This is a genomic window from Robertmurraya mangrovi, assembly GCF_034427655.1.
Taxonomy (GTDB): Bacteria; Bacillota; Bacilli; order Bacillales; family Cytobacillaceae; genus Robertmurraya_A; species Robertmurraya_A mangrovi.
In genome coordinates this window covers 108,588-124,539 of sequence record NZ_JAXOFX010000014.1, presented here as the reverse complement: position 1 = coordinate 124,539, position 15,952 = coordinate 108,588, and the positions used below count along the sequence as shown (strand labels likewise).

The 15,952-nt window shown below is 35.4% G+C and carries 14 protein-coding genes; 5 read left to right on the top strand and 9 right to left on the bottom strand.

Going from position 1 to position 15,952, the window contains the following annotated elements:
- Positions 1-295: 295 nt before the first annotated feature.
- From SM124_RS17910 to SM124_RS17890, 5 genes are all read right to left on the bottom strand, one after another.
- Positions 296-1,975 (bottom strand): glycoside hydrolase family 13 protein, encoded by a 1,680-nt coding sequence (locus SM124_RS17910; protein WP_322447891.1) that lies wholly within the window; start codon positions 1,973-1,975, stop codon positions 296-298.
- A 35-nt stretch (positions 1,976-2,010) separates the two neighbouring features.
- Complete coding sequence (locus tag SM124_RS17905; protein ID WP_322447890.1) at positions 2,011-2,832, bottom strand: carbohydrate ABC transporter permease; 822 nt, start codon at positions 2,830-2,832, stop codon at positions 2,011-2,013.
- Positions 2,833-3,690, bottom strand: coding sequence for a carbohydrate ABC transporter permease (locus SM124_RS17900; RefSeq protein WP_322447889.1), 858 nt, complete (start codon positions 3,688-3,690; stop codon positions 2,833-2,835). It abuts the gene before it with no gap.
- Positions 3,691-3,777: 87 nt separating this feature from the next.
- Entirely contained in the window at positions 3,778-5,031 is a 1,254-nt protein-coding gene (locus SM124_RS17895) for an ABC transporter substrate-binding protein (protein ID WP_322447888.1), read from the bottom strand.
- A gap of 157 nt (positions 5,032-5,188) precedes the next feature.
- The gene (locus tag SM124_RS17890) at positions 5,189-6,718 is read right to left on the bottom strand and encodes an AbgT family transporter (protein WP_322447887.1); all 1,530 of its coding nucleotides are present in this window, start codon (positions 6,716-6,718) and stop codon (positions 5,189-5,191) included.
- 298 nt (positions 6,719-7,016) lie between these two features.
- On the opposite strand from SM124_RS17890, the gene SM124_RS17885 reads away from it, so the two are divergent.
- The 3 genes from SM124_RS17885 to SM124_RS17875 are packed head-to-tail and all read left to right on the top strand — an operon-like array spanning position 7,017 to position 9,257.
- The gene (locus SM124_RS17885) at positions 7,017-7,340 is read left to right on the top strand and encodes a PadR family transcriptional regulator (RefSeq protein ID WP_322447886.1); all 324 of its coding nucleotides are present in this window, start codon (positions 7,017-7,019) and stop codon (positions 7,338-7,340) included.
- Complete coding sequence (locus SM124_RS17880; protein WP_322447885.1) at positions 7,337-8,191, top strand: permease prefix domain 1-containing protein; 855 nt, start codon at positions 7,337-7,339, stop codon at positions 8,189-8,191. Before SM124_RS17885 ends, SM124_RS17880 begins: the two co-directional genes overlap by 4 nt.
- A gap of 22 nt (positions 8,192-8,213) precedes the next feature.
- Entirely contained in the window at positions 8,214-9,257 is a 1,044-nt protein-coding gene (locus tag SM124_RS17875; RefSeq protein WP_322447884.1) for a TolB family protein, read from the top strand.
- A gap of 291 nt (positions 9,258-9,548) precedes the next feature.
- Here SM124_RS17875 and SM124_RS17870 read toward each other — a convergent pair whose 3' ends face one another.
- Positions 9,549-11,339, bottom strand: a complete 1,791-nt coding sequence (locus SM124_RS17870) for an ABC transporter substrate-binding protein (protein WP_322447883.1) — start codon at positions 11,337-11,339, stop codon at positions 9,549-9,551.
- A gap of 98 nt (positions 11,340-11,437) precedes the next feature.
- On the opposite strand from SM124_RS17870, the gene SM124_RS17865 reads away from it, so the two are divergent.
- Together SM124_RS17865 and SM124_RS17860 are read left to right on the top strand one after the other, a co-directional pair.
- Positions 11,438-12,697, top strand: coding sequence for an MDR family MFS transporter (locus tag SM124_RS17865; RefSeq protein ID WP_322447882.1), 1,260 nt, complete (start codon positions 11,438-11,440; stop codon positions 12,695-12,697).
- 123 nt (positions 12,698-12,820) lie between these two features.
- Positions 12,821-13,660 (top strand): hypothetical protein, encoded by an 840-nt coding sequence (locus SM124_RS17860; protein ID WP_322447881.1) that lies wholly within the window; start codon positions 12,821-12,823, stop codon positions 13,658-13,660.
- Between the two features lie 159 nt (positions 13,661-13,819).
- Here SM124_RS17860 and SM124_RS17855 read toward each other — a convergent pair whose 3' ends face one another.
- The 3 genes from SM124_RS17855 to SM124_RS17845 all read right to left on the bottom strand — a co-directional run bounded on the left by SM124_RS17855 (position 13,820) and on the right by SM124_RS17845 (position 15,951).
- The gene (locus SM124_RS17855; RefSeq protein WP_322447880.1) at positions 13,820-14,032 is read right to left on the bottom strand and encodes a hypothetical protein; all 213 of its coding nucleotides are present in this window, start codon (positions 14,030-14,032) and stop codon (positions 13,820-13,822) included.
- 189 nt (positions 14,033-14,221) lie between these two features.
- Positions 14,222-14,824, bottom strand: a complete 603-nt coding sequence (locus SM124_RS17850; protein ID WP_322447879.1) for a response regulator transcription factor — start codon at positions 14,822-14,824, stop codon at positions 14,222-14,224.
- Entirely contained in the window at positions 14,821-15,951 is a 1,131-nt protein-coding gene (locus tag SM124_RS17845; protein WP_322447878.1) for a sensor histidine kinase, read from the bottom strand. Before SM124_RS17845 ends, SM124_RS17850 begins: the two co-directional genes overlap by 4 nt.
- Position 15,952: the final 1 nt, after the last annotated feature.

Here is a 15,952-nt window from a genome sequence, read left to right as displayed (position 1 = left end):
CTTCATAATAACTAGCTCCTTCCGTAATGTAGCTCTGATTTGGTTTGTTTTATCAATAAACATTCTTACCAAATTAACCTACGAATTTACGAGTAAGGAGCTAGTTTCGTTCATGATAACTCGACGTCCGTCTGTGGGGTCTCGACCTTTCCTCTATATCCCGCTGGAGTCAAGTGCCTTCCCCTCCAATCAACTCAGTGCTTTATACTCTATACTAAATAGAAAAGGAAGTGGAGAAAACAATACATTTTTCTTCACTTCCTTTATTTTTAGTAACTTATTAAACAGTCACTAGTTAGCTTAATTTATAAACTAAAGCTTCATACGGCTTTAATGTAAGTTTTCTTAAGTCTCTATTCTCTTCTGGATAGTTACCGGTTATATACTGTGCTGTTGTATAGGTAATATCGTCTTGTAATTCAAATTGCAATGTTTCAGAAGTAAAGTTTGTTACGACTAGCAGTTTTTCGCTATTGAATGTTCTAGTATAGGCGTAAATTTCTTCACTATCCGGCAGCAATAAATCATATTTACCGTACACAATGATCTCATGCTGCTTACGTAGTTGAATTAACTTTTTATAATAGTAAAAGATAGAGTTTTCATCTTCTAAAGCTTTTTTAGCGTTAATGTCTTTATAATTCGGGTTTACTTTTATCCAAGGAGTCCCTGTTGTGAATCCCGCATTCTCACTATCATCCCATTGGACAGGTGTACGAGCGTTATCTCTACCTTTTGTATAAATAGATACCATAACATCTTCAGGCTCTCTTTCACCAGAACCTACTTTTTCTTTATACATGTTGAGAGTTTCAATATCTTTGTATTCATCAATGGTTTCAAATTTTACATTGGTCATTCCTAGTTCTTCACCTTGATAGATATATGGAGTACCTTGCATCATATGTAAGCAGGTTGCTAACATTTTTGCAGATTCTGCTCGGTATTTTGAATCATTTCCAAAGCGCGAAACGACGCGTGGTTGATCATGATTATTCCAATATAAACTGTTCCAACCTTTCCCTTCTAGCTCTGTCTGCCATTTTGATAAGGTCTTTTTCAAGTCTGTTAACTTCCATGGTCTTAAATCCCATTTACCCCCAGGACCAGAGTCTAAATCCATATGTTCAAAGGTAAAAACCATATTTAGCTCGTGTCTTTCCTCTCCCGTATATAATGCTCCTTGTTCTGGTGTAACTCCAGGCATCTCTCCAACAGTTAAAATGTCATATTTAGAAAGAACTTCTTTGTTCATTTCTTGTAAAAACTCATGGATTCTTGGCCCATTCATGAAATACTCATGACCTGATACATACGGTTTTCCTTCTGGATTTGGTGCAGAAGGCAGACCCTCCACTTTTGAAATGAAGTTGATAACATCCATACGGAAACCATCAATACCTTTATCTAACCACCAAGTCATCATGTTATAAACTTCTTCTCTAACTTTAGGATTTTCCCAATTTAAGTCAGGTTGCTTTTTAGAGAAGATATGTAAGAAATATTCTTCTGTTGCCTCATCATATTTCCAAACTGACCCACTAAATGCAGATTCCCAGTTATTTGGCTCCTTCCCGTCTTTTCCTGGACGCCAGATATAATAATCACGATAAGGGTTATCCTTTGATTTTCTAGATTCTACAAACCACTTGTGCTCATCTGAAGAGTGGTTTACAACTAAATCCATGATAAGCTTGATTCCACGCTTATGCATTTCAGCTAGCATCTCTTCCCAATCTTCCATTGTGCCAAACTCATCCATAATATCTTGGTAATCACTTATATCATATCCATTATCGTCGTTTGGAGATTTATACACAGGTGATAACCAAACAACATCCACACCTAGTTCCTTTAAATAATCTAGCTTTGAAGTAATCCCTTTGATGTCTCCAATTCCATCTCCATTGCTATCTTTAAAACTTCTAGGATAAATTTGATATACAACGCTTTCTTTCCACCACTTTTTTTCCATTTTCAATCCTCCATACTATTCATGTATCCGGTTTCTTATTTAATGGCTCCCTTAGTAACACCAGCAATAATCCAGTTTTGTGCAAATATATATACTACGATTAAAGGAAGTAAGGCCATCAAGTAAGAAGCAAAGGCTAAATTATAATCGGTACTAAATTGGCCTTGAAATATATATTGCACTAACGGAAGGGTAGCTAAGTCTTGGTCGCTTATAATAACAAGAGGCAGCATAAAGTCATTCCAAGCCCATAGAGTTGTAAAAATTCCAACGGTTGCATTCATCGGGGCTAATAACGGGAAGATAACTTTCCAAAAAACGGTCCAAGTGCTTGCTCCGTCTACAATGGCGGCCTCTTCAAGTTCCTTAGGTATTGATTTAATAAACCCTACATACAAAAAGACATTAAAGGCTAATCCATAAACAATATATAAAAAGATTAAGCCAACTAAGTTATCCATTCCCCATTGACTTGTTTGTTTAACAATTGGGAGCATAATAATTGGGAATGGAACAAACATAGCACTTACAAGATAATAATACAAAAATTTATAAAATTTTTTGTGCATATTTCGAGCTATGGCATAAGCCACTAGAGAATTCGTTAACAATGTAAATACTACAGCAAAAACAGTTATGAATGCACTGTTAGCTAAAGCATTAAAGAAATTGGTCATTTCTATTGCTCTTCCAAAGTTCTCAAAATGCAACCCCAATGGTAGGGCTAGAAGAGACTCTGCCATCTCTTGAGGAGTTTTTAATGCAACAGATAAGGTTAAATATATCGGAAACAATACCAATAGTGAACCTAAAATCAACAGTATAGTTACGGGCCAATTTGTTTTTTTATTAACCATTTACATTTCCACCTCTCTTCGTTGTAGTACTCGAATTTGAAAGACGGAGATTGCAACTATTACAATAAAGTAGACAACGGCATTTGCTGATTGATACGCAAACTCTCCACCTTGGAATCCCCCGCGATAAATAAGTAAGGAAATGGATTCCGTTGATTGTCCTGGTCCCCCTCCTGTTAATGCCACGATATGGTCGAATACCATTAAGAAATTTTTCATGGCCAGTACCATGTTAATAGTGAAAAAAGGAGCAATCAATGGAAACGTAATTCTCCAGAACTTATGCCATATCCCTGCACCATCAATACTAGCAGCTTCGTATAAGTCATCAGAAATTGTAATTAATCCTGCTAGATATAATATCGTGTTAAACGCGACCGCTTGCCAAACAGCGACAATAACAACACCTACCCAAGCTAAGTCAGGATTCCCAAGAATATTTTGTGTTAATGCATTAATTCCTAAGTCCTCTGCGAAGTTCGGGATAAAGTGTGTAAAAATAAAATTAAAAATAAACCCGACTATGACAATACTTAAAATATTAGGTAAGAAATAGATAGCTCTTAATGTTTTTCTGAACTTAATTTTTGAGTTTAATCCAATAGCCACTGTTAAGCTAAATACATTCACTAAGATGGTTGACACAATGGCAAACTTAAATGTAAATAAATAGGCTGATAGAGCTCGGTCGTCTCTTAAGACGTTTATATAGTTTTTAAAGCCAACATAGTCAAAATCCCCGTACCCTCTCCAATTAGTGAAACTATAAAAAATCCCTTGTAAAGCAGGGTAAGTGTGAAAGATAAAAAATAATGCTATAGCCGGAATTGTCATGAGTAAATAAGCTCTCGACTTCATGATACATCCCCTTTAGTTAGACTGTTTTCACAATGATTTCTTCATTAAAAAGAAGGGGGCACCATAGTAGATGCCCCTAATATATCACTAACGGTTAATTGCCTTGTTCCACTCTTGATCCATTTTATCTAAGAATTTACCTGCATCTTTTTTCAATAAGAAATCTTGAATTAAATTTTCTGCCCCCATCCCTGCTGGATAGTAATGATCCGGGAAGCTTGTTAATCTTCCTTCCTCAAAGTTTTTTCTAATTCCCTCAAACTCTGGCTCCTCTTGGAAAACGCCTTGAACAGCAGAGAATGCCTTTTGCTCAGAAGTATATTGCGTGGCATTTTCTTCGTTTATCATGAATTCAATAAACTTTCTAGCCTGTTCATTATCTTGCATATCTTCTCTCATCGTTAAGAGAACATCTACTCCTGATACGAGGTTATTATTGTCTGGAGTATTTGTAACCGGCATAGGAAATACACCAAGGTTTATATCAGGATTTGCTTTTTTTATTTCTGGAATTGCCCAGTTCCCTTGAAGATAAATGGCACTTCCACCTTTGGCAAATGCCGTATTTCCATCTCCGTAACCAACACCAAAGTTATCTTTATGTCCATAGTTCAACAGTTGTAGCATTTTATCAGCTACCTCTGGATAACTTTCTTTAAAAGTAGTTTCAGCATTATTTTTCTTTTGTGCGAAGTTTTCAGGTTGAACGTTTGCAGCAACTGAGTTCCAAGGAATTAGCGCTGTCCAAGCATCTTTCAAAGTAAAATAAATCGGAGTCTGACCACTTGCTTGAATTTTATCTAGTACAGAAATAAATTCATCCCAAGTCGTTGGTACGGTCACACCCAGTTCCTCAAACATATCCTTGTTATAAATGACCGCATTTGCATTGGTAGCATAAGGAACTCCAAATACTCCTTCTTTTTCGGGACCAACTAGGCGATTAAGCATTTCAACATAAGCTGGCTGAATATTATTTAACATCTCTGTACCTTCAAAATTTGCGAATACACCTGCTCTAGCTAGTTCCCCATATGTAGCATTACCACCAATAGCTAAAAGTTCTGGCAAATCATTTTTTGTTAATCTTGTTTTTAAAACGGTTTCAGCTTCTGGTGGTGCATTTAGCTTGATCTTAACGTCTGGATTTTGTTCTTCAAACTTACTAATTAACTTCTTTAACGTATCGATGCTCTCTGACTTATTTGAAAACAATTCTAATTCTGTTTTTCCACCAGCACCTTCGTTCTTATCCCCACCATCTGCACAACCTACGAGTAAACCAATTGATAATATTGAAGTTAATGCCCCTGTAAAAAATCTTTTTACTTTAAGCTTCATTTTTCTCACTCCTAGAAAGTATTCACTAATGATATTTTTGTTTAAAATTGTGAATATATACGGAAATTTTCTAGGCATAAGCTTTTTATTCAAAATCACAGCTAGAGGATTTTAAGACAATAAAAAAGAGCCGACAATGAATGTCAGCTCTAGATTATTATTTTGTATAATAAATCGGTGATCCTGGTCCAATATCAATACCCGTTAACATCCATATTATCATGACAATTACCCACACAATTGTGAATGCAATGGAGTATGGTAGCATCGTTGAAATCAACGTTCCAATCCCAACTTTTTTGTCATACTTTTGAGCAAAAGCAATAACAATAGCAAAGTATGGCATTAAAGGAGATATAACATTGGTTGTTGAATCAGCAATACGATAGACAAGCTGAGTAAATTCCGGTGAATACCCAACCCCCATCATCATCGGCACAAATACAGGTGCCATGATTGCCCATTTCGCCGAGGCACTTCCAATAAATAAATTAATTAATCCTGAAATAACAATGAATGTTAAGATTAATGGAATACCTTTAAAACCTGTTGCCTCAAGGAATTCAGCTCCGTTTACTGCTAGAACAATTCCAAGTTTTGATTCACTGAAATAAGCAACAAATTGAGCGGCAACGAATGCTAATACGATATATGAACCCATTGTTGACATCGTATCTGATAGTTGATTAGCAACATCTTTATCATTTTTAATGGATTTCGTAATTTTTCCGTACACAAATCCAGGAATAAAGAACATGATGAGAATGACTGGAACAAGTGTATGGAAGAATGGAGCATCGATGATTCTTTCTGTCCCAGCACGCAATGGACCATTCACTGGTACTACTAGAAGTGCAATCACAACACCTGTTAATATAAACGCAAATAATGCGGCCCAAAGACCTTTTTTCTCTTCTGGTCTTAGATAATCAACTTCTTCTTTCACAGAACCTTTATAAGTTCCTAATCTTGGTTCAACAATTTTATCTGTAACAATAGTACCTACAATAGTTAGTACAAATACAGACACAATCATAAAGTAGTAGTTCATTGCATAGTTAATTGTACTAGCATATTCCGGATCAATCATAGCTGCTGCATCCTTTGTTAATCCACCAAGTAATGGGTCAAGGGATGTAAGTAATAGATTTGCACTAAAGCCCCCAGAAACACCCGCGAATGCTGCGGCTAAACCGGCTAATGGATGTCTACCTAATCCAGCAAATAAAACAGCTCCGAGTGGTGTTAACACAACATATCCCGCATCAGCAGCCATACTAGACATAACTCCACCAAATACTAAAGCGGCAGTCATTAATTGTCTAGGTACCGATGTAACTAGACCTCGTAATGCGGCACTAATTAAACCAGATCTTTCCGCGATACCGATACCGAGCATGGTTACTAAAACCGTCCCTAGTGGCGCAAAGCCAGTAAAATTAGTAACTGCACTTTCAAATAAGTATAAAATTCCTTCAGAACTTAAAAGGTTTTTAACCTCCAACATTTCCCCTTTATTTAATGGGTCTTCCACTTTAACTCCCATACTAGAAAACACTGCAGATAAAACTAGAACTGCCAGGGAGAATATAGCGAATAATGTAACAGGGTCAGGTAGCTTATTACCGACACGTTCAATTACATTTAAAGAACGCATAACAAATCCGTTATTGTTCTGTTTGGACATTCCGCTTCCCTTCCTTTCTCTTTTTTAAAATTTTCTTAAAATAATAAATTAAGACATAAGTGCATTATAAAGAACATTGTTTTTAAATAAAAGGGTATTTATTATATTCGAAATTGCAATTGTCTTGCTAAGATTGGAAATTATAAAAATACTATATCGGAATATCTTTAAGTGAATTAATTAATCATCCTTTCCAAAAAAATCCGAAACGAAAACCTTAAAAAATATCTTTACCCTTGTAATACGAGGTATATCGAATTACAATGTTATTAACAAATACAATTTTTAGGTGATGAACATGGATAAAGAAATGCTAAAAGGAAGCATAGATTTATTAATATTATCTTTAATAAATCAAAGAGATTTATACGGATATGAGATCACAAAGATTTTAAAACAACTCAGTGATGAACAATACGAAATGAGTGAAGGAACATTGTACCCTGCACTTAAACGACTAGAAAAACAAGAATCTATTCTGTCTTACTGGTCTGAGACAAGTGCTGGAAGAAGAAAATACTATCGTATTACTGAAACAGGAGTGAAAGAGCTGGAGAAGAAACAACGTAATTGGAATTTAGTAGAGAATCTAGTCCGTAAGAGCTCGGAGGGATTAATATGAAATCCAAATTAGAGAAGTATGTAACTCAAATTGTGCAACAAACCGATTGTTCGAAGGAAGAAAAAGAGGATTTATATGAAGAGCTGCTCGTCCATCTACAACTTTCTAAAGACGAAATCATGCTTGAGGAAGGACTCACACAAGCGGAAGCTGAAGAAAAAGCAATGCAACAATTCGGCTCAGAGAGTGTGATAGGAAATCAAATTCAGCAGTCACTGTTTCCCTTTCGAAAAGAGCTGCAGCTTACTTTAGGTATTTCATCTATTTTATTTGCAATTAGTGCGTATATGTTTCACTTATTAGTCGAGGGAAATGCACAAATTACCTGGCTAATACTATTTATAGGTTTTAGTTCTTTGCTAGTGTTTATTCCCTTACAACAGAATTATACTTTTAATTGTAAACGCTGGCTGAATAGTCTATTAGTTATTCATTTATTAACTGCAATCTATGGGTATCTCATGGTTAACTCCATTGATCACACAGCTTCTCTTGGTTTAACCATTTGGGTTTGGCTAAATATAATTCTTTCCATTTTCCTTATTTATCAGGCTACGACACATGATATTAATTCTAGCTATAAACCTATAAAACTCATACACATAATGAACATTACTAGTGGGTTATTTATTAGTGCCGGAACACTATTCTTTTTATGGGGATATCTTTTTGCTTACGGAGAAGTTAGACTTACCATTCTACTCAATTTGATTCCTCTAACCATATGGGCTGCTTCTTACTATATTCAAACGAAAATGGCTCATAAAAATAAGACTTTAACCATTACATTAGCTTTTCTACCACTGGTTTGTATTACTATTGCTGTTTTATATTTCTTCATAGGATTCTAGAATCCTAATAGGAGGTTCCATTTTGGTTAAGAAAAAAACACTTGTGATCCTATTCCTGTTATTAGTAGCCATAACAATTGGTTTAATTGTAGCAGGTCTATTTTTAAACAAAACTGAAAATGAAAAACTTCAAGGTTTAAGTCAGTATTACGATGTATCCTCAAAAAACACCATTGCTTATGTCATGTATAGAGATGGTATCCCCGCTCTTCGTTTATACAATAAGGATGAGGCAATAAATGCGGAGGCAATTAAATTAACGAGTGAGCAAATGATTTTGGACCCGTCCTTTTCACCGGATGGTTCAACTTTAGCGTTCATTTCTACATTTAAGGATATGAAATCAGAGCTGAAGAGCAGCGTTCATCTTCTAGATTTACGAACACAGGAAATAAGAGAGTTATTCAACGTCCCTTACATTGTAACTGAAATCGAATATTCGCCAATCGGAAACTCGCTATTTTATTTACAAGCAGGAACTTTTGAAAATTATTCTCCAATTGCAAGTGAAAGACCACATGACATGGACATCTTGGAATATGACCTTGTCCAAGAAAACCATACCCAAATCACTAATTTGAAAAAATATAACATGAACTCATTAACAATCGCACCTGACGCTAAAAGTGTCTATGTAGTAATGGACGATGATGCAGATGCTGAAACGGCAGAGGAGATTTTTAATACAAAACAAAGAGTATTTAACATTTCATTTGATCACCCTGAAAATCCTACCATTGCATCAGATATAGAGCGAGAAGAAGATATTTTTAGCTTTACCTTTACACCCACTGGAAACGAAATGATCTTCAATTCTATTAGCAATGTTGACTCAGGTGATACATTTCAATATGAGTTATATCGGTATAACGTAGATACGAAAGAAGAAAAGCAACTTACTAATCTTGAAAGTTATTCAACAGATCCAGTTATAGGTCATGATGGCAAGACCATTTATTTTATGGTCGATCAAAATTTCGGAAAACGAACTCCTCAGTATCATCTATATAAGATGACGATGGATGGTAATGGATTAGAGGAAATTACCCTTCCTAATATAAATTAGGCTAAGCTGGGGCTGTCCGAAAAATTCCTTTGTTTTATTTAAAAATACTTTTGATCGTTCCATCTTTATAATTAGCACTCTGTTGATTGGAGTGGAAGGCACGAAGACTCCTGCGGGAGCAGCGGGACAGGTGAGACCCCACAGGAGCTTGCGACGAGGAGGCTCACCGCCCGCCCCGCGGAAAGCGAAGTGCCTGGAACGGAAATCAACAGACTTATTTTAAGCGGCTAAAACCAAAAATAAGGGGCTGTTCAAAGAGTCGTATTACTGACTTTTTGGACAGCCCCTTACTTACGGTATAAAAATAGAATAACTCACTAACTCATTTTTTGAATCTTCCTGACTACGTTTAACCCATAAGCGTCTGAAATCAGGCATCCCATAGCCAGTTACTTCTATACCCTTTAGTGATTTGTGATAGTTTTGCTCTTCATATGTATGATAAGTGAAGATGACCATAGCCTCTTTAATGAACCATTCCTCGATATGCTGAATGTAGTCCATTCTCTCAGCTATGGTTGGTTTAGTATGTACAGTACTTAGTAGACAATCTAACTTATCTCTTAAACTGTCATTTAGACTAAAACGGAGTACACTATTTTCACTTTTATATAAAATATAATAACTTAACAGTTCGTTTTCCTCGAAAGTTTCCCCTGAATAAAACAAATCGCATGTACTCATTTGAGTTTTCTCATAAATGTTAGACAACGGTATAGAAATTATCTCCAAATTAAGCCCTATGCTCCTACATCGTTCCTTCAGCCAATTCGTATCTTCCATTGCTTCGTCAAAATCAAAAGTACCCAATTTAATTGTTTCGCCGTTATAGCCACTAAGTTTTAAATATTCTCTAGCCCTCTCCATACTATTCGTAACTGGTGTACTACCTTCACTTTTTGCAACGAGAAAACTTGTTGCAACCATTCTTCTAGGAAACCCTAATTCTGAGACAAGTTGTTGTTGATCCAGTAAATTTTGTATGGCCAAACGTAAGTAATGATTATGGTGAATACCTTCTTTATTAAAATTAAAAACAAAGAAATAACTACCTAACTCTTTAAACGTTGTTTTTTCATGCTCCATTCCCTCATCTTCTAATTTATTTATATAAGATTTCGGAACATACCACATTTCAATTCTATCGAGAAACGGTCTCCCTAAAAAATGATTCGTAAATGCCTCGAGTGTTAAAATATTTTCATCATGCTTACCTATTTGAAAAGGTCCTGTTCCCACTGGATGGAGTTCATCTACTTTGACATCTTTTGGAATAATAGAGGCATAGAAGCTGCTAATTAAATCTAAGAAAAAATAACTCGTTTCTTTCAATATAAAATGAACGGTCACTTCATCTATCATCTCTACCTCTTTAATAATATCGAACAGTCCCTTTGTTGGCAGATTTTCATCAAATCTTAAGCGGTTAAAGGTATATTGAACATCTTCTGCTGTTAAGGTTTTACCATGATGAAAAGGCACTCCTTTTCGCAAATAAAACGTCCATTCCCTTCCACTAGATTTCTCTTCCCATGCAAAAGCCAATCCTGGTTGAAAATAATTACTTTTTTTATCATATTTAATTAATGTATCAAAAATTTGTGTAACAATATGTGCCTCGTGAACAATCGCGATTTTTGCTGGATCAAGAGTATGTATTTTTTCATCATTAGGTATTTTTAGAACATCCACTCGCCTACTAAATTCGGAGGAGGAATGAAAACCGAATTGGTTTTGCAACAGGTTCAATAGTACACCTTTAACAGATGGAGGTAACTCACTCCATGTGCAAAAGGTATAAGCTTCTTCTAATTTCTTTTCATTTATTAAACGGCTTACATGTGTCCGCGAAGCCTCTAGTAATGATAAATGAAAAATCAGTGTGGATTGTCTCCCCCTACCTTTTTGTGGTGTCCAACTAATCCATTCATTTTCTATCATTTTCTTCATAATGAGATTAGCATTCCGGATAGTACAAGACATTTTCTCTGCTAGGATGGCTGCGGTAGTTAGAATTTCTTGGTTATCATGTACATGTATAAAAGCTAGACGCATATTGACATAATGTTCTAGAGTATTCATGAGATCTCCTAAAATACGAAATTTATAAATTATATTTACAGTTTTTCTTCCTATTTTTCTTCATTATAATCAATGGAGAAGAAGGAAGGTAGATAATAATGAAATTCCGTGATTTACAGTCAAATATTAAAATTAGACTCTATACAGACTTTATAACCGATCTGTCGCAAATGGCTATATTCCCTTTTATGGCGATTTATTTTTCCTCCCAAGTCGGGCAAGGCATAGCAGGACTCCTTTTAACCCTGAATGTCATTTGTTCCATTCTTGCGGGGCTGTATGCTGGGTATTTATCGGATCGTTTAGGTAGAAAAAAAGTAATGATTTTTGCATTAATCATTCAGATTGGAGCCCTAACTATTATGGCTCTAGCGAATTCTCCATGGTTTCTATCCGTATGGGTTACATACTTCATGTTCCTTATTAGTAATGTTAGCTCAAGTGTTATCAATCCTGCTGCAAGTGCGATGATTATTGATAGCAGTACCGAAAAAGAACGTCCTTATATTTACAGTCTTCAATATTGGTCAGGAAACATCGCTATTTCCATTGGGGCTGTATTAGGAGGATTATTCTTTGAAAGTGGACGATTCATTCTGTTTTGTATGTTTGCTCTTGTTAGCATCGTTACTTTACTCATTATTATTTTCTTGATAGATGAGTCAATGAAAGAGATACATGCTCATGAGGAGAATAACAAACCAAGCTTTAGTAAGAGTATTTTTACTAATTACCTCAATGTGATAAAAGATAGCAAATTTATGTTTTTCGTAATGGGTACCGTTTTTGTTTTATCGCTAGAGTTCCAATTAGACAAATATATTGCTGTTCGTTTAAAAGAAGAGTTTCATGCGAGTCTTTTTGGTTTTGAAATTACCGGTATTAAAATGTTCAGTCTTATCATTCTCATTAATACAGTCTTTGTTGTCGTTGCTACACTACACTTAAGTAAATGGCTAAGTAAGTTTAGTCACAAGCTCATACTGACCATTGGGTTAGTTATTTACTCTCTAAGTTTTAGTGCCTTGGCTGTTAGCAATAGTTTCTTCATATTAGTAGGTGCTGCCGTACTTTTCACTTTAGGTGAGTTAATGTATTCGCCGATTAAACAGACCATCTTAGCAGGTATGATTCCTGATCACGCTCGTGCTTCCTACATGGCAGTAGACAGCTTATCCTTTAATGCAGCCATGTTACTTGGTAGTCTAGGTTTAACAATAGGTGCTGTACTACCTTCATCTGGAATGGCGGTACTTTATCTAATTCTAGGGTTTGTGGGTCTATTTTGCTTCCGTTCTGGCATGAAACATAAAAAAACAACAGAGTACCAACCTGTTGCAAACGAAAGCCACCTGTAATAGGTGGCTATTTCTTTATATATCAAGGTTTTTCAGAGTTTAATCAAACGTTTGATTATATAATAGGGAATGTCTACACTGGATGTATTAATCTGGTTTTACTTAAAGGGGGGAGTAGAAATAATGAAGATTTCGGAATTAAAAATGGAGGATTTCTCAAAAGTCAGTAGTTCGTTTGGTGCTAACCACATAGGTGCTATTTTCGCAGGAGGAGGATTATTAAATTTAATCCTCTCGGTAATTGCTACATTCATCATTTTTGCAAATGCCGAGGAAATGTCAGTATATGATAAGGAAACGACAGCGATGGCTTATTGGTGGTTATTTATGTTGTGTGTATCTATTATTCAATTTTTAATGGGTATTATATTTGGTGGTAAATTCACTCGATACAAATTCATGAAGTTTCAGTCTATTGTTGCAGCTATATTCGTTTTCTTGTCCCCGTTAGTATTGCATGGTTTCTATCAGATTTTGCTATATGATAATTTGATTCATAGTGTGTGGCATTTGTCTTCGTTGGAAAGTATGCAAATGTTTAGGCTTCTTGGTCTTTTTGTCATCGTCTTAGGTGTTGTGATTGCAGTCTACTCGGTGATATATGGATTCATAAGAGCTAAGCATGGTCATTTAAGAGAAAGTGGCAAAGGGACTTTTAATGCGAAGCCTTATGTGTGGAAACTGTCTTTAATTTTAACATTTATCGTGTTGATATTTCCCTTGTTATTAAGAATATTGGGCTTTTTGGTAGTAATATTTGCTTCTAATTCCTTTTATGAGTTTACTGTCGTTTTGTTTGCACATTATCATTATTACATGGGATTAGCATTTCTATTACTCTATCAAATTCCCCTTTCTATGGTGTTGAGAGATTATGTCTTAGTGGTATATACCCGATTTAAGTTTCCGGCTATGTATGATTACGAAAAGGCTATTTTAAAAAGATTAAGTAAAAGTAAATAATTACCATCTATAGTGTGCGTTGATGTGTGAAAACTCACTTAATAACGAAAATTATATAGTTTTGTAAAGTATAAAAAAACACTTACGAATTGAATTATGAATTCGTAAGTGTTTTTGTACTCCAAACTGAACTACTTATTTTATTAGCTGCTACCTTTTTTATTTGAATGTTAATAACCCTGTAATTAATGTACCAAAACTCTCCAACTGCTTTTGTACTTTCCCTGCATATTGCTTGTCAGTTGTTTGAGGACTCGTATTTTCAGTTAACGAAGGTGGGTCGTATGTTACTCCTGTAGCTGATGCCGCTCCCATAATTAATGAACACATAATAATTAAACCTAGAAAAGTGAAACCAAGCCTTTTTAGCACTCTTTTTCTTCTCCCTTCAATTCTACACACTTCATAAAAACTTCGTATGTAAGCACAAAGAAAACTGAACCGTTCTCGTTCCAGACCAGAATCATACTAGTTTGCCTGAAATTAACTCACTTTTTTATACTATGCAAGGGAGAATGAAATATGATACAAAAAAATGAATTTTAAAGCGGAATTTTCTAGCTATAACCAACCCTTTTCCTCAGCAATCGTAATGGCTTCAATTCGATTTTTCACCTGAAGCTTACTAATCACTTCAGAAATATAATTTCTTACTGTACCCGGTGATAGAAAAAGTTCCGAGGCTATTTCCTTTGCTGTCTTTCCTTCAGCTGCTAGTTTTAAAATTTCTTTCTCTCTATCCGTTAAAGGATTCCCATCTTTCATACTGCCAAACACTAATTCCGGTGCATACTCACGCTTCCCTTTCATCACTTTACGAATCGTGTCGGCTAATTCATCACTTGAACCATCTTTTAGCATGTAACCATGAACACCGGCCTTCACAGCACGCTCAAAGTACCCAGGTCTAGCAAAAGTGGTAAGAATAATAATTTTACAATCAGAGCCTAGTTTATTTAACTCTTCAACTACATCAAGTCCCGACATAAGCGGCATCTCTATGTCTAATAAACAGACATCTGGCTTTTCTCTTAAAATGAATGTTAATGCTTCTTCCCCATTTTCTACTTCTCCAATTACTTTAATGTCATCTTCCAAATCTAAGAGTGACCCTAGTGCTCCTCTTAGCATTCGTTGATCTTCTGCAATCATAATTTTAATCACGAAACCTCACCTGTCTCTCTTTGCTTCATAATGACGGGGACCTTGATAATCAGACTTGTAACTTGAGTAGATTGTAGTTTCATAGAACCATCTATTAGCTCGAGCCTTTCTTTCATTCCCTTTAATCCATTGCCGTCCTGTTGGCTTTGATCTAGCCCCTTACCGTTATCTTCTATAACCAAGTTCACTTCACCAGCACTGTTTCTAATTTCCACAGAACATTTTGATGCCTCGCTATGCTTAACTACATTTGTTATACCTTCTCTTAAACACATACTTAGTATATTTTGAGTAAGGTATGGGACATTTTCTATTTGAGTATCACCTTTTAATTCATAGCTAATTCCTGCAGCGTCTAGAATATGTTCTACTTCAATAAGCTCCTCCGCTACTGTAATCGTTCTCATATCAGATACCAATTCCCTTACTTGAGCCAATGCGGATCTAGACGTTCTTTCCATTTCTAGAGCCTCTTTTTTCGCTCGATCCGGATCTTTAGAAACCAATTTACCTACTAATTGGCTTTTTAATGTAATGAGGGAAAGAGTATGACCTAAAGTATCGTGAAGGTCACGAGCAATTCGCATTCTTTCTTCTCTTTTTACAAGCATTTTAATCTGTTCATTTGCTTCATCTAATTTCCGTTCCAGCTCCATACGGCTGTTCATTGACCGTATACCAAAGGGAGATATTAACATAATTATGATAAAGGGTATAAAGTAAAATAGTTCTCGAGTGGATAAATTATCCAATTGTAATATCAAGGGTGATATTATGGCTAGCCCAAAGAGGACTAGTATCTTTGAGAATTTCTTTCTATCCGAATACCAACCTATGAAATTAGCTGGGAAAAAGCCAAGGAACAAATTGTAAAGATTATAACTTACAGATAGAACGAGAATAATGGCCACCTGTAGAATAAGCCAATACGTAAAGACTTTTTTATCCATTGAAAAATATAGTTGTCGATAAGTAACCAAAAATAAAGCTAATAAAAGAAAACCTAGTGCCATCTTCAAGCCTGCTTGTGCACTAATATAGTAAGCAGGCATGCAAAGATACACTAGGAAAATATACGGAAAGAAACCAAATCTTTTTGGGAATATCTCTATTCCTTTTTTCTTCATA

What these genes read in the sequence shown, in the direction of transcription:
- SM124_RS17895 (WP_322447888.1), bottom strand. Translation starts at nt 5,031, where the DNA reads ATGAAGCTTAAAGTAAAAAGATTTTTTACAGGGGCATTAACTTCAATA.
- SM124_RS17865 (WP_322447882.1), top strand. Translation starts at nt 11,438, where the DNA reads ATGAAATTCCGTGATTTACAGTCAAATATTAAAATTAGACTCTATACA.
- SM124_RS17905 (WP_322447890.1), bottom strand. Translation starts at nt 2,832, where the DNA reads ATGGTTAATAAAAAAACAAATTGGCCCGTAACTATACTGTTGATTTTA.
- SM124_RS17860 (WP_322447881.1), top strand. Translation starts at nt 12,821, where the DNA reads ATGAAGATTTCGGAATTAAAAATGGAGGATTTCTCAAAAGTCAGTAGT.
- SM124_RS17890 (WP_322447887.1), bottom strand. Translation starts at nt 6,718, where the DNA reads ATGTCCAAACAGAACAATAACGGATTTGTTATGCGTTCTTTAAATGTA.
- SM124_RS17880 (WP_322447885.1), top strand. Translation starts at nt 7,337, where the DNA reads ATGAAATCCAAATTAGAGAAGTATGTAACTCAAATTGTGCAACAAACC.
- SM124_RS17870 (WP_322447883.1), bottom strand. Translation starts at nt 11,339, where the DNA reads ATGAATACTCTAGAACATTATGTCAATATGCGTCTAGCTTTTATACAT.
- SM124_RS17885 (WP_322447886.1), top strand. Translation starts at nt 7,017, where the DNA reads ATGGATAAAGAAATGCTAAAAGGAAGCATAGATTTATTAATATTATCT.
- SM124_RS17845 (WP_322447878.1), bottom strand. Translation starts at nt 15,951, where the DNA reads ATGAAGAAAAAAGGAATAGAGATATTCCCAAAAAGATTTGGTTTCTTT.
- SM124_RS17910 (WP_322447891.1), bottom strand. Translation starts at nt 1,975, where the DNA reads ATGGAAAAAAAGTGGTGGAAAGAAAGCGTTGTATATCAAATTTATCCT.
- SM124_RS17900 (WP_322447889.1), bottom strand. Translation starts at nt 3,690, where the DNA reads ATGAAGTCGAGAGCTTATTTACTCATGACAATTCCGGCTATAGCATTA.